This window comes from Streptomyces sp. NPDC017448 (assembly GCF_044330565.1).
Lineage (GTDB): Bacteria > Actinomycetota > Actinomycetes > Streptomycetales > Streptomycetaceae > Streptomyces.
Map to the genome: position 1 here is coordinate 243,718 of NZ_JBIRLM010000009.1, position 14,787 is coordinate 258,504.

The following is a 14,787-nucleotide window of genomic DNA, read 5'->3' on the forward strand; positions in this document are numbered from 1 at the left end:
GCGCGGGTGCTCAGCGTTCGAGGAACGCGAACAGCTCCTCCCAGCGGCGCAGCGTCTCCGGCTCGGAGAACCGCTGGACGCCGGACCGGGCGCGCGCCCCCATCGCGTCGCGCAGCCGGGGGTTGCCGGTGAGCCGCAGCAGCCGGTCCGCGAGGGCGTCGACGTCCCCGGCGGGGGCCAGGAGCCCGTCCTCGCCGTCGCGGACGATCTCGCGGACGCCGGGCGCGCAGTCGAAGGCCGCGCAGGGCACGCCGCTGGCCATCGCCTCCAGCAGGGCGAGCGGGAAGCCCTCGCCGCGGGAGGACTGGACGAAGACGGACGCGTCGGCGAGGGCCCCCTCCACGTCGTCGGTGCGGCCCATCCACTCCACGGACCCGTCGAGGCCGAGGCCGGTGCACTGGGCCTTGAGCGCGGCCTCGTCCTCGCCCGCCCCGTAGACGCGCAGCCGCCAGTCGGGGCGGGCGGGGGCGACCAGCGCCCAGGTGTCCAGGAGGAGGTCGATGCCCTTCTGGTCGCTGAGCCGCCCGATGCTGGCGACCGTCTTCCCGCTGCGCGGGGAGGGGACGGCGGGGAGGCGGGCGAGGGCGTTGGGCAGGAAGCCGACGTTGTTCATGCCGTCGCCGGCCCACCGGTCGGCGTCCTCCGCGGTGAGGACGAGCCAGTGGTCGAGGTCCTTGTAGTGGTTCTTGATCCAGCGGTAGCGGTGGCTCGCGCGGGAGTAGTCGTAGGACTCGTGGCTCATCCCGATGACGCGCAGCCCGGTGGTGTCGGCCTCCCCGACCCATTCCATCGCCCAGACCTGGGTGACGATGACGACCGCGCCGGGGCGGGCGCCGGCGAAGATCCCGGAGAGCCGGGCGACCGCCCGCTTCTTCGCGGCGGCCCGGGCGGCCTCCTTGCGCCGGGTGGGGATGCGGAAGCGGTCGCGGACGCCGTGGGGCGTCCAGGGGGTCGGGGGGTGGGCGGGGTAGAGGGCGGTGACGGGGTGGGCGGGCTGCTCGGGCAGCGCCATCTTCAGGTCGGAGGCGTGGATGCCGATGGCGTGGACCCGGTGGCCGCGGTCGGCGAAGAGGCGGGCGGTCTGGTGCATCCAGCCGGTGACGCCGCCGAGTTCATCGGTGCTGTTGGAGACGATGAAGATGTCGCGGCTCATCGGCCGGCCCCCCGCTCGTGGTCGGTGATGTGGCGGGCGTCCCGGCAGACCTTGGGCCCGAAGACGGCGGCGACGGTCCTGCGGGCGGCGTCGCCCCGGTCGTAGGGTCCGAACTGCCGGACGAACTCCCGGCGCCGGTCGGCCCACCGGAGGTCGTTCCTCTTCAACTCCGAGAGGACGTCGAACAGTTCCTCCGGGGTGGCGGTGACCGGCCCCGGCGCCTTCTCCCGCAGGTCGAAGTAGCTGCCGCGTTCGGCCGCGTACGCGTCGAGGTCGGGGGCGAACAGCACGACGGGCCGGTCCAGGAGGGCGAAGTCGAACATGATGGAGGAGTAGTCGGTGATCAACACGTCGGTGATCGCGAGGAGTTCGCTGGTGTCGTGGTGGCGGGAGACGTCCACGACGGTTCCGGGCGGGCAGACGGGCAGCCGCGCGGACTCCAGGTAGTGGGAGCGCACCAGCAGGGTGTGGGTGTCCCCGAACCGCTCCGCGAACTCCCGTACGTCCAGCAGCAGCCGGCTCCTGTGCTGCTTGCCGGGGCCGCCCCGGAAGGTCGGGGCGTACAGCACGGTCCTGCGGTGGTCGTCCAGCCCCAGTTCCGCCGCGAGCGCCGGGCGGGGCAGCCGTCCTTCGGTCTCGGCCCGGTGGCGCTCGGCGATCAGGGCGTCGTTGCGCGGGTAGCCGGTGCGCAGGAGGCGTTCCTCGGGGAGGCGGTAGGCGCGGGCGAGGGTGGCCACGTCGTGCTCGGAGCGGACGAGGAAGTGGTCGAAGCGGTCCACGGCCTGTCGGAGCCGTTCACGCTGCGGGGCGTTCTGGAGCCGTACGCGGGTCTCGTCGAACCCCATCCGCTTGTAGGCGGAGCCGTGCCAGGTCTGGAGGTACGTGGTGTGCCGGGGCTTGCGCAGGTGCTGCGGGAAGCCCTGGTTGTCGACCCAGTACTCGGCGCGGGCCAGCGCCCACAGATAGCGCCAGGACCAGCGGCGTACGAGGCGGGCGCCGTCCGGGAAGCCGGCCGGGGAGGGGTCGTAGGACCAGGTGGCGCGGAGCTTCAGGCGTTGGCGGCGGATCTCCTCGTAGAGGGCGCGCGGGCTGTCGCCGTAGCAGGTGCCCATGTGGCTCTCGAAGACGACGGAGCCCCGGCGGACGGGGAGGCGGGTGAGCCAGGTGTTGTAGACGGGGGCCTTGAAGCCGCGGGAGCGGTAGCGGTCCAGCCGCTTGCGCAGGGCCCGGACGAGGAGCTTGGCCTTGCGGGCGGGGCGGAAGCGGGTGGCGTAGCGGACCAGGCGGTGGGCGGTGCGGGCCGGGCGGCGGCGGCCGGTCAGCCGGAGCGCGAAGTGGTCCTTGAGCGTGACGTAGGGCTCCCAGGTGTCCCCGGTGAGCCGCCCGAGGCGGGGGCGGGCGGCGAACCGGTCCGCCGCCGCCACCTGGTCCTGCGGGGCGAACAGGTCGCTGACGGACCGGGGGCCGTCGGCGCCCCCCGCCCGCACGGTCAGCCGCGCGTCCCACGCCGTGTCGCGGAGGCCGAGGGGGCGCAGGCGGCGCGTGACGTCGATCCGCGCGCGCCACGTGATCCCGTCGCCGTCGTGGCGGACGTCCTCGACCGGGAACGCGACGGCGCGCGCCCCGCCCCGGGCCCGGAACTCCAGGGTGGCGGTGAGCGGGTCGCCGGGGCCGGGGCCGGTGTGGCCGGGCAGTACGAGGCGGCCTTCGAGCAGCAGGCCCCCCTCCTCGGCGGTGGCGCGGGTGAGCCGGTTCATCAGCCGCATCTCGCCGAACCTGCGGTACTGGTGTCCGAGTCCGGTGACGTCGAAGGCGGGGTCCTCCGGGTCGCCGCCCCAGGCGATCCGGCCGCCGGGCCCCGTCGTCAGGGGCGCGCACACGGTGGCGGGCCGGCTCAGCGCGTAGGCCGCGGCGAGGACCCCTTCGGCGTCGCCCCGGGCCAGCAGGGCGACGGCGACCCGCTCCAGCGGCGGCAGGTCCGGCACGCCCGAGCGGAAGGGCCCGGTCAGCACGCGGGCGGCGGTGGCGGCGGCCCGGTCTCGGCGGGCGGCGGGCAGCCGGGGGAAGGACCGGGCGAGCGGCACCAGGTGGTCGCGGGCGAACGCCGTCTCCCGTTCCGCCCGCAGGTCGGGCAGCCCGTGGGCGAGGAGGGTGTTGGCGACCCGGTGGTGGGCCTCGACGAGGGCGGCGAGGTCGCGGGCCCGGTCCGGGATGGCCCGGCCGGTCACGATCAGCCGGCGGACCAGGGCGATCCGGCCGACCGAGGCGGCGGCGAGCGGGCCGAACAGGATCTCGCCGTGCGCCAGGTCCTCCTCGTACCGCAGCCCGTGCCGCCGGGCGGCCTCGCGGCGCAGGCAGAAGCCGGTCACCAGGGCGTCCCTGACGACGAGGCCGGGGGCCTCGGTGAAGCGGTTGAGGGTGCGGGAGCGGGCGTACAGCTCGCCCTGCCAGGACGGCTCCCGCTCCTTGCCGCTCTCGTCGGCGGCCCGGCTCCAGCGGCCGGCGACCAGGTCGGCGCGGCCGGTCTCGCCGGCCTGCCAGAGGTTGCGGCAGCCGTGGAGGTGGAGGCGTTCGCCGGGGGTGAGGACCAGGACGTACCGGCCGGTCGCGGCGTCGAGGCCCGCGTTGCGCAGGGCCCCGGTGGTGCGGGCCGCGGGGTCGGCGTGGACGAGGCGGACCCGGTCGGGGGTCCGGTCCGCGAGGGCGCGGGCGGCGGCGCGGACGGCCGGGTCGGCGGCGGAGGCGAGGACCACGACGGCCTCGGACCCGCGCAGCGACTGGCCGAGCACGGACGCGACGGAGGCGCGCAGGGCGTCCGCGCCGCCCGTCCCCTCGCCCTCGCCGGTGATGACGCAGCTGAAGTCGGTCACGCCTCTCCCCCCTCGGGCGTCCGGTCTCCCCCGGCCGTCCGGTCTCCCTTGAGCATCCGGTCGACGACCCCGGCGGCGGCGGTCCCGTCGTCGAGGTCGCAGAACGCCTCGCGGAACCGTTGGTAGGCGTCCCGGTGCCCGGCGACAGCGGCCTCCGGGTCGCGCAGGGCGGCGACGACGCCGGCGGAGTCGGGGATCAGGGGCCCGGGGGCGCGGCGCTCGAAGTCGAAGCAGAAGCCGCGCAGGGTGTCGCGGTAGTGGGCCAGGTCGTGGGTGTGGAAGAGCATGGGGCGGCCGGTCTGGGCGAAGTCGAACATGATCGAGGAGTAGTCCGTCACCAACGCGTCGCTGACCAGCAGCAGTTCGGCCACGTCCGGGTAGCGGGAGACGTCCCGGACGAACGCGGTGTCGGGGACGCTCCCGCCGACGAGGTAGTGCCGCCGGACCAGCAGGACGTGGTCGTCGCCGAGGGCCCGGCGGGCCTGTTCCAGGTCCAGGGGGAGGTCGGGGGCGTACCGCCCGCCCTGCCGGGGCCGGTCCTCGCGCCAGGTGGGGGCGTACAGGACCACCCGCCGCCCCTCGGGGATCGCCAGTCTCTCCCGTACGGCGGCGGCGACCTTGTCCCGGTCGGGGGCGTACAGCAGGTCGTTGCGCGGGTAGCCGCACTCCAGGACCTCGCCGGAGTAGCCGAAGGCGCGGCGCAGGACGGGGGTGGAGAAGCTGTTGGGGGAGACCAGGAAGCTCCACTGGGCGGACCGGTGCTCCATGGACGCCATGTAGGCGGCGTCCGCGTGCGGGGTGCCCGCGAGGTCGCGGCCGATGCGCTTGAGGGGGGTGCCGTGCCAGGTCTGGACGACGCACTGCCCCTCGGCGCGCTCGAACCACTGCGGCAGATGGGTGTTGGTGACGATCCACCGGCTGCGGGCCAGCGCCTCGTGCCATTCCGCGCTGTGCAGGGCGACGGGGCGGACGCCCTCGGGTACGGCGGCCTGCTGGTCGCGTACCACCCACAGGTGTTCGATCTCCCTTCCGCGCGCGGCCAGTTCGCGGTGGACGGCGCGCGGCGAGTCGGAGAACTGGCGGCCGTCGAAGCTGGAGAGGAGGACGGCGGGGCGCAGTTCGCCCGCCGTGCGGGCCCGGAGCGCGGCGTACCGTTCGCGCTGGACCCGCCGGCCGTACGCGCCCCGCTCCGCCGCGGGGAGGGCGCTGCCGGACTCCAGGACGAGCCGGTCGTGGTGGCGCCGCTGGAGGACGAAGTCCCGTCCGCCGATCTGCTTCTGCCGCGGCAGGGAGCGGTGGAGGGCCGTGCTCAGGCGGAGCGGCCGGTACGCCTCCGGATCGCGTTCCCCCGGTACGCGCAGGAAGAGGTACCAGCGCCCCTCGGCCAACGGCAGGGCGCCGCCGAGGCTTTCGACGGCGGCTGGGGCGAGCACGGCGCGGAAGCCGTCGCCGTCCGCCCGTTCCAGGGGGACGACGGCCTCCTCCTGGTGGCCGCTGTGGCGCAGGACGAGTTCGTGGGCGGCGCCGGTGGGCTCTGGGAAGGCTCCGGCGAGGGCCAGTTCGCCCGACTCCGCCCAGTCGGCGGAGGTGACGACGGGGTGGACGGGCCGGTCGGTGAGGACGAGGTCGCCGGAGGGGTTGGGGGCCGCGGTCAGCTCCCGCCCGCCCGGCAGCGGATAGCACCCGTCCGGCCCGTCCGGCCGGGCGGCGACCGTCAGCGGCCGTCCCTCCGTGACGAGGTGGACGCCCCAGATGTCGTCCTCGCCCCGGAAGGCGCTGAGCGGGACGTCGGCCGAGCGGGTGCCGGCCGAGCCGCGCAGGGCGAACTCCCGGGTCTCCTTGGTGCGCCACTCGGTGAGCCGGAGGGCGACCGGACCGGCGGCGCCGAGGACCTTCACCTCCAGGCGCACCGCGTCCTCGACCGCCGACTGCCCGGTCAGGACGGCGGCGACGCGTTCGGTGCGCAGCTCCAGCTTGTTGCCGGAGAGGACGGGGACGATACGGGTCCGCTCGTCGGTGTACACCACGGCGGGCGGGGCGGGGGCGCCGACGAGCCGCATCGGCCCCCGGCGCGGCCGGCCCGCGCCGACGACGAGGGCCTCCAGCTTCCAGGTGGTGCGCCCGGGGTCCGCACCGCCCCTGTCGGCCTTGGCCGCGAGGGCGCGCGGGTCGACGACGGCCTCGAACCCGGCGCGGTCGTAGCGGTGCAGGGAGCGGCCGGAGCGGGCGGTGGCCTCCTCGCCGCCGACCGGGCGCAGCCGCAGGGGGACGAGCCGTCTCCCGGCGCGCAGCCAGCCGAGCCGGGGCGGCCCGCCGGGGGCGTTGCGCACATAGGCGTACCCGGTGAGGCGCAGCAGCCCGTCCCGCCAGACGGCCTCGGTGAGGTGGGCGTGGACGGGCAGGTCGGCGGAGGCCAGCGCGGTGGCGGCGGGCGGCAGCGGGGCACGGACGGCCGGGTGGTGGGCGCGGGGGCGGAGCAGTCCGCGGACGTGGAAGGCGTCCCGGTCCTCCTTCTCGTCCGCGAGGAGGGCGAGGAGTTCGGGGAGGCGGCGTTCGCGGATGAGCTGCCACTTGACCCGCAGGTGCAGGGGGAGCGAGGCGAGGACGCCCGGCTCGACGGTGGCGGCGAAAGCGCCCGCGTGCTCCAGGAAGGCTTCGTGGAACTCCGCGTCGCCGTCCGGCAGGGCTTCGATGAACAGCCAGAGGTCTCCGGAGAGGGCGTGCGCGTCGTAACGCCGCTTGGCCTCGGCCGCTCCCTTCGCCCCGCCCGTTCCCGCCGCTTCGGAACGCCCGGCGAGGAAGCGGCTGACGGTGGTGACGGCGGTGACCCGGTCGCGGATGCCCCGGGGTACGGCCCGCCGGGTGGTGATCGAGCCGTCGCGGTCGCGCCAGTGGTAGACGGGCTCCTCGACGACGTCCACCGAACGGGCCAGGAAGTGGGCGGGCAGGACGACGGCGATGTCCTCGTACAGCACGCCGGTCGGGAAGGCGAAGGCGTGCTCGTCCCAGAAGGTGCGGCGGAAGACCTTGTTGCAGGCGATGCGGTCCCCGAGCAGGATCCAGTCCCGCGTGACGTGGGTGGCCCGGCGCGCCTTCTCCATCGGCTTGCGGAACATCGGGGACTGCTCCAGCTCCCCGCCGGCCCGCAGCCGCAGCACGTTGCCGGTGGCGAAGTCGGATTCGGAGGCGTCGAGTTCGGCCAGCATCCGGGCGTACGCGCCGGGCGGCACCACGTCGTCGCTGTCGACGAACGCCAGGAACTCCGCTTCGGGGTGGGCCTCGCGGACTCCGGCGTTGCGGGCCGCACCGAGTCCGGCGTTCTCCTGCCGGACCAGCCGGAAGCGGGGGTCGCGTTCGGTGAACTCCTGGGCGATCTCCGGGCCTCGGTCGGTGGAGCCGTCGTCGACGAGAACGACCTCCAGGTCGGCCATGGTCTGCTCGGCGAGCGAGGCCAGGCAGGCACCGAGGTACTCCTCGACGTTGTAGAGGGGGACGACGACGGTGAGACGGGGTGCCATCGCGGCGCACGATCCTTCCGGGGCGGACGACATCGGGGCGGATGAGCGTCGGTGGGCGGGGTTTCCGACAGGGGCACAAGGGCCTTCGGGCACGGGATGCCCCGGACGCGAAGAGCCTCCGGAGCCGTTCGGGTCCATGAGGTACAACCCGCGCCGGATGGCCGAGTCACCCGAGGGGGCCCGTTCGGGTGACGGAAAGGGCGGAGCCACGCGTCCGGGGGCGCGCCCGGGGCACGTTCGAGCCCCGTACCGGGAAGGGCACGGGGCTCGGTGCTCGGTGCTGCCGCGGGAGGGGACCGGGTCAGGGCTTGACGGCGATCCGGCCCTCGTCCATGCGGAGCAGGAGCAGCCGCTCCCCGGTCTTCTCCAGGAATTCGTCGACGGCCTGCCGCGACCCCTGCCAGTAGCCGTAGTCGTCGATCAGGAGCACTCCGCCGGGGACCAACCGGTCGTACAGGTGCTCCAGTTCGTGCTTGGTGGAGGCGTACCAGTCGGTGTCCAGGCGCAGGATCGCGATCTGCTCGGGGGCCTGGCCGGGGACGGTGTCCTCGACCCGGCCCCGCACGTAGTGCACGCGCTCCTCCGGGTACGGCACCTCGGCGAAGCCCGCCCGGACGTCCTCCAGCGAGGCGACCGCCCAGATCGGCCGGTCCTTGCCCTGGGCGTCCAGCAGCTCCTGGGCCGGCCGGCCGTCGCGCCGCAGGTCCTCGGCGGTGGGCGGGGTCATGCCCTCGTACGTGTCGAAGAGGTACAGGTCGCGCTCGGTCTCCCCGACGGACAGCAGGGTGCGGGCGCATGCCTGCATGGAGCCGCCGCGCCAGACGCCGCACTCCACGACGGAGCCGGGGATGCCGTGCCGGGCGATGTACCGGGTGGCGAGGATGAAGGCGTTGAGCCGCTCCGGCGAGGTCATCGAGTACGGCTTGACCGCGCGGATGATGTCCTTCGCCTCGTCGTCGTAGTCCGCCGGGAACGCGGGGGCGGGCTTCTTCGCCTTCGGCCGCGCGGGCGCGGGGGCCGCAGGAGCGGCCGGGGCGGGGGCGGTGCGGGCGGCGGGCACGGTGACGCGCCTGAGCTGGTATCCGGTGAGCTGCTGAAGGACGCCGTTGACGGCGTTGCGCCAAGCCATGCCCCGGGACAGTACGCGCGCTTTGCGCCACATGTCATCTTTCGTCAACCTGCCATTGATCGGGGCGGCTCCTGTTCGAGTGAGGCTGTCTGCGCGGGCACGGCCTCCGGGCGCCCGCACCGCTGGCGGCCGTCCACCGGAGGAGGGAGCGGGACGCCGTCCACACCGCCGACCCGGTTGGCCCACCAGACGGCCAACTCCCGTACCGCGAACATGGTCAGGCGGGGGTAGCGCTCGGGCTTGCGGAAGACGCCGACGGAGTCGCCCCAGTAGGCGGCCTTCTTGTCGATGGCGCGGTAGTCGTGCCAGATGCCCTGCCGCGGCGGGAAGTCGGTGTACGCCTCGCGCAGTTCGAGCCGGGAGTGGGCGGCGAGGGCTCGGAAGCCGTCCGGGTAGTAGCGCCAGCAGTCCTGGGCGTCGTGGACGTGGCCGCGCGAGGGGGCGGTGATGAACGCGTGGCCGCCGGGCTTGAGCACCCGGGCGATCTCCAGCATCGACGCCCAGAAGAACGGGATGTGCTCGAACGCCTGACCGGAGAGCACGACGTCGGCGCTGTTGGAGCGGGCGGGGATGCGGTACGGCTTCGCCATCACGGCGTCCACGTTGGGTCCGTCCTGCACGTCGACCCCGAAGTAGTCGACGGGGTGGCCGGCGAGGAGCGCCCGATGGGTGCGGGTCTGCTTGCCGGAGACGCGGGAGCCGAGGTCGACGACCCGGTACGTGCCGCTCCGGCGGCCGCCCTTGCCGGACGCGGGCCCCGCGACGGGCCCTTCGACGGGCAGGTACTCCTTGATGCAGAGTTCCATCTGCTCGTAGGCGGACCGGTGCATGGACGTCTCCCAACATGGCGGGGCGAGCGGGCTGTGGGGCTCAACGACCGTGCGGGGCGGAGGAATCGGGGCCGGTGGCCGAATGAGCCATCCGGGTGGCGGTGCGACCGGGGTCCTCTCCGGGCCGGGTGAAGAAGTGCCTCACGACGCGTTCGGCCGCGCGCCCGTCGTCGTACGGGCAGAACCGCTCCCGGAACGCGGTGCGCAGCGCGGTCGCCTCCGGCGAACGCCACTCCCCCGTGCGGAACACGTCGGCCAGCTCGGCCGGGGTGGTGGTGACCGGCCCGGGGGTGTCGCCGGGACGGCCGGAGAGCAGGTCGAAGTAGGTCCCGCGCGCGGCCCGGTAGGCGGGCCAGTCGGGGGCGTGGACGACGATGGGGCGGTCCAGGCAGGCGTAGTCGAAGGTGAGGGAGGAGTAGTCGGTGATCAACGCGTCGGCGGCCAGGCACAGTTCCTCGACCCGGGGGTGCCCGGTGACGTCGAGGACCCGTGCCGCCGGGGGTGGCGGCGCGGCGGGGGGCGAGCCATTTCCGCATTCTCTACACAGCCTCGACGCGTGATGCACGTCCGGTGCTCCCCCCGTCGCGCCGGCTCCGGCGTTCCGCCCGTAGAAGTAGTGGGCCCGCACCAGAACCACGTGGTCCGGCCCCAGTTCGCGGGCCAGCCGCTCCGGGTCGAGGTCGGGGACGAAGCCGTCCCGGTAGTCGCGGTGGGTCGGGGCGTACAGCAGGGCGGTCTGCCCCTCCGCGATGCCCAGCCCGGCCCGGATCGTCGCGATCTCATCGGCGGTGGCGGTGAAGTACACGTCGTTGCGCGGGTATCCGAGGTCGAGCCGCTCGTAGCCACCCGGGTAGACGCGGTCCCAGACCCCGGTGGAGTGCGGGTTGGCGGAGAGGCTGGCGTCCCACTGGCCGACGTGGGCGAGGAGCTTGCCGAAGTCGGTCCTCCGGGCGAGGGCGGGGTACGCGCGCTGGTCGAGCCCCATGGTCTTGAGGGGGGTGCCGTGGTGGGTCTGGAGGTAGCGCTGGCCGGGCCGTTTGACGAAACCGCCGGGGAAGCTGGAGTTGTTGACCAGGTAGGCGGCGGTGGCCATGGCCCGCCAGTAGGGGCGCGAGCCCTCGACGACGTACGGCACCCCGGGCGGCATCCGGTCGCGGTGCCGGGAGGAGACCACCCACAACCCCTGGATGTGGGGCATCAGTTCGCGCGCCTTGGCGTGGATCGCGGCGGGATTGCAGGCGACGCCCCGGTTCCAGTACGCCCCGTAGACCGCCAGGTTCGGGTCGAGCGGTCGGCGCAGGTCGGCGCGGTAGACGGCCCGCAGGACGCGCCTGCGGACATACCGCTTCACGGTGGCTCGGGTGGGCATGGGAGCCGAGCGTACTGGCGGGGCCGGACGGCGGGCGGGTCGCGTTCACCCGTTCGGGTCAGCGTCGGTGACCCCGGGACCGGCCCCGTGTTGACCAGGACATGAAGCCACTCCTCAGCGTCGTCGTCCCCGTCCACAACGTGGAGGCCTACCTCCAGGACTGTCTGCGGTCGGTGGCGGACCAGACCCTCGGCGCGATCGAGGTGGTCATGGTCGACGACGGCTCGACCGACGCCAGCGGCCGGATCGCGGCGGAGTTCGCCGCCCGGGACGACCGCTTCCGGCTGGTGCGGCAGGAGAACGCGGGGCTGAGCGCGGCCCGCAACACCGGCGTACGGCACACCACCCCCACGGTCCCGTACCTGGCGTTCGCGGACAGCGACGACGTCGTCGTGCACGACGCGTACGAGCGGATGACGGCCTCGCTGGAGTCGACCGGCTCCGACCTGGCGACCGGCAACGTGTGGCGGCTGACCGGGCAGGGGCGGCACCAGGCGTGGCAGTACCGCTGGCTGACCGGCCCCCGGCCGCGTACCCACATCACCCGGGATCCGCGCCTGCTGGCCGACCGGGTGGCGTGGAACAAGGTGTTCCGCCGCTCCTTCTGGGACGCGCACGCCTTCGCCTTCCCCGAGGGCAGGCTGTACGAGGACACCCCGGTGATGATCCCCGCCCACTACCTCGCCGGGGCCGTCGACGTCCTGCACGAGCACGTCTACTACTGGCGGGTGCGGGAGGGCTCGATCACCCGGCGGCGCACGGACGTCACGGGCGTACGAGACCGGATCGCCGCGTGCGAGCAGGTCAGCGCGTTCCTCGGCCGCCGGGACGCGGCACACCGGCGGGCTTACGACGCGTCCTGCCTGCGGGACGACTTCGGGTACTTCCTGGACGGCCTGCCGATGGGGGGACCGGCCTACCGGACGGCGTTCCTGGAGGGTGCGGGAGCCTTCGTCGACCGGGCGGGCGAGAGGGTGCTGGAGGGGCTGCCGGCGGAGCTGCGCGTCAAGTGGTCGCTGGTGCGGGAGCGGCGCATGGAGGAGCTGCTGGAGGTGCTGGCCTTCGAACGGGCCAACGGGACAGGGGTGTTCGCCGTCGAAGGACCGCCGGGCCGACGGCGGGCGGTGTACCCCGGCGTGCGCGGCGCGAGCGCCCGGCTCGCCCGCACGGACATCCCCGCCGTGGCACGGCTCCTGGAGGCGCGGTGGGGCGCGGACGGGAAGCTGCGACTGCGCGGGTACGCCTACCTGCGCAACCTCCCCGCCGGGTCGGCGCGCCGGCGGCTGACGGTGGGCGTGGTCCGGGCGGAACGGGGCTCCCGGGTGCGGCCGGTGCCGGTGCGGCCCGTGGACGCGCCCGAGGCGACGGTCGACTCCGGCCAGGAGCTGCACGGTTACGACCACGCGGGCTTCGAGATGGTCCTCGACCCGGACCGGCTGCCCGCGACGGCGGAGGGCGGCTGGCTGGTGGGGCTGGTCCTCGCGGCCCCCGGGGCGGTACGCCGGGTGGCGGTCCGCGCCCCGGACGCGGGTGCGGACCAGCCGTGGGCCCACGACCTGGACGACGGGCGGCGGGCGGTGCTCGACTACCGCGACGGCCGGCTCCGGCTGACCGTGTCCCGTCTGCGGGCCCGGGCGGACTCCCACCGGGCGGCCGGGGCGGCGGGAGAGGCGCTGGAGATCGGGGGCCGGCTGTTCGACGGGGCCAGGCCGGTGGCGCTGCTGCTGGTCCGGGAGGGCGCGGGGGGCGGAGAAGGCGAGGAGGAGCGTTCCTGTCCGGTGGAGTACGAAGCGGATGCCGATGGCGGTGCTGGTGCTGGTGCTGGTGCTGGTGCTGGTGCTGGTGCTGGTGCTGGTGCTGGTGCTGGTGATGAGGACGGTGGCAGTGGCGGGGGCGGGGTCGCGTTCACCGTGCGCGTGCCGCTGGCCGAGCTGGCCGCCGCCCCGCCCGCCCCGCGCCGCGCTCCTCGTGAGGTCAAGGAGGCGGGGGGCACGCGGTGGCGGGTCCGGCTGCTGCTGCCGGGCGGTGAGCGCGTCCCGCTGCCCGCCGCCCCGCACCTGCCGCCGCCCGCGCTCGCGGACGCCGCGGGCGACCTGGTGCTGGAGCTGGCGGGCCACCCGTACGCGGACCGCGTGGAGCCCACCCGGGAGGGGGGCCTGCGCATCTCGGGGACGTACGTGCCGGAGGCGCACGGGGCAGGGGCGCACGGGACGGGAAGGTACGCGCCGGGGGCGGCGGCCCCGCCCGGCAGCCGCCTCGTCCTGCGCCACGAGACGCTGCACGAGGAGGTGAGGGTCACGGAGGCGGCCATGGACACGGGGGCCGCCGTGGACACGGAAACCGGCGCGGACACCGGGTCCTCCGGGGCCCCGGCGGTCGTCGCCGGTCCGGCCCCGGGCGGCCTCCGGCACCCGGACGCGGCCCCGGCCCCGGGCGGCCGCCTCCGGTTCTCCGCCCTGATCGCGCCGCCCCTCGCCGAGGGCCGCTGGGAGGTGCGGCTGGACGGTCTTCCCGTACGCGTCCTCGGCCCGCTCGCCACGCGGTGGCCCGGCACCGGCGACGGCGGGACCGCGCTGCGCCCGGAGCGGCGGCACGGAGACCGGCTGTCCGTCGTCGCGGAGCCCGGCCCCACCGCCGCCGCCGGGCGGAGCGCGTACGGCAGGCGGCTCCTGCGGGCCGCGCACCACCCCGACCGGCGCACGCCCGCCCCGCGCCTCCCCGGCCGGCGTGCGCCGGGGGGACCTCCGCTCCGGGACGCCGTCCTCTACGCGGGCGGCGACTCCCCGCGCGCCGTGCACGCCGAGCTGGTGCGCCGGGGCACGGAGGTCGAGCACCTGTGGGTCACCGGCACCGCCCCCGGCCGCACCACCGCCGTACCGCCCGGCGCGCGGGCCGTCCCCGTGCACAGCGCCGACTGGTACGAGGCGCTGGCCCGCGCCCGCCGGATCGTCACGGACGGGCAGCTGCCCGCCTGGTTCGAACGGCGTCCCGGGCAGACGGTCGTCCAGACCTGGCACGGCACCCCGCTCGGCCGGTTCGGCGTCGACCTGGCGGACACCCTTTACGCCGATCACCAGTACCTCGCCACCCTGCCGCAGCGGTCGGCCCAGTGGTCGGTCCTGATCTCCCCGAGCAGTTTCGCGACCCCGTGGCTGCGCCGGTCGCTCCGGTACGGGGGCGAGGTGCTGGAGGCCGGTTCGCCCGCCAACGACGTGCTGTTCCCGCCCGACCGGGACAAGGCCGCGGAGGAGGTCCGGCGCGGGCTCGGCGTGCCGGAGGACCACCGCGTCGTGCTGTACGCCCCGACCTACCGCGACCACCTGGCCCACCCCCCTTCCGCCTCCCCGGACCGCACGCTCCCCGGCCCCTACCGCTGGGATCCGGCGCTCGACCCGCACGCGCTGGCCCGCGCGCTCGGCCCGGGCCACACGGTGCTGGTCCGCCGCCACCCCCGGGTCACCGGCGGACTCCAGGACGGTCCCGGCGTGCTCGACGTGTCCGGGCACCCGGAGGCGGCGGCCCTGCTCCTGGTCGCCGACGTCCTGGTGACGGACTACGCGGGGCTGATGTTCGACTTCGCGCTGACGGGCCGGCCGATGCTCTTCCACGCCTACGACCTGGAGCACTACCGCGACACCGTGCGCGGTTTCTGCCTGGACTTCGAGACCCGTGCGCCGGGACCGCTGCTGGTCACGACGGACGAGGTGGCGCAGGCGCTGCGCGACACCCGGGCGGTGGCGGCCCGGCACGCGGACGCGTACGAGAGCTTCCGCCGTGACTTCTGCGACCTGGACGACGGCGGCGCGGCGGCCCGGGTCGCGGACCGGCTGCTGGCGGACCCCGCGTAGCGCGCCCGCGGGCCCGGGCTCCCCGGCCCGCGGGCCCGCCGCACCGGCCCGGACGCCGCCCCGGCGATCC

General features: G+C 75.3%; 7 protein-coding genes. 1 reads left to right on the forward strand and 6 read right to left on the reverse strand.

Annotated elements, in window-relative coordinates:
• Positions 1-10: 10 nt before the first annotated feature.
• From ACH4K1_RS17825 to ACH4K1_RS17850, 6 genes are all read right to left on the reverse strand, one after another.
• Positions 11-1,153, reverse strand: a complete 1,143-nt coding sequence (locus tag ACH4K1_RS17825; RefSeq protein ID WP_398090229.1) for a glycosyltransferase — start codon at positions 1,151-1,153, stop codon at positions 11-13.
• Complete coding sequence (locus ACH4K1_RS17830; protein ID WP_398090230.1) at positions 1,150-4,023, reverse strand: CDP-glycerol glycerophosphotransferase family protein; 2,874 nt, start codon at positions 4,021-4,023, stop codon at positions 1,150-1,152. The genes ACH4K1_RS17825 and ACH4K1_RS17830 overlap by 4 nt, the downstream gene beginning before the upstream one ends.
• A complete protein-coding gene (locus ACH4K1_RS17835) occupies positions 4,020-7,541 on the reverse strand; it encodes a CDP-glycerol glycerophosphotransferase family protein (protein WP_398090231.1) in 3,522 nt (1,173 codons plus the stop codon). The genes ACH4K1_RS17830 and ACH4K1_RS17835 overlap by 4 nt, the downstream gene beginning before the upstream one ends.
• A 301-nt stretch (positions 7,542-7,842) precedes the next feature.
• The gene (locus ACH4K1_RS17840; RefSeq protein ID WP_398090265.1) at positions 7,843-8,703 is read right to left on the reverse strand and encodes a TylF/MycF/NovP-related O-methyltransferase; all 861 of its coding nucleotides are present in this window, start codon (positions 8,701-8,703) and stop codon (positions 7,843-7,845) included.
• An 11-nt stretch (positions 8,704-8,714) separates the two neighbouring features.
• Entirely contained in the window at positions 8,715-9,500 is a 786-nt protein-coding gene (locus ACH4K1_RS17845) for a methyltransferase domain-containing protein (protein ID WP_398090232.1), read from the reverse strand.
• A 40-nt stretch (positions 9,501-9,540) separates the two neighbouring features.
• Positions 9,541-10,869 carry a CDP-glycerol glycerophosphotransferase family protein gene (locus tag ACH4K1_RS17850; RefSeq protein ID WP_398090233.1) on the reverse strand — a complete coding sequence of 443 codons (1,329 nt, stop codon included), beginning with the start codon at positions 10,867-10,869 and terminating at the stop codon, positions 9,541-9,543.
• 101 nt (positions 10,870-10,970) lie between these two features.
• Between ACH4K1_RS17850 and ACH4K1_RS17855 the strand changes: the two genes are divergently transcribed.
• On the forward strand, positions 10,971-14,717 hold the full coding sequence (locus tag ACH4K1_RS17855) for a CDP-glycerol glycerophosphotransferase family protein (protein ID WP_398090234.1): 3,747 nt from the start codon (positions 10,971-10,973) through the stop codon (positions 14,715-14,717).
• Positions 14,718-14,787 lie beyond the last annotated feature (70 nt).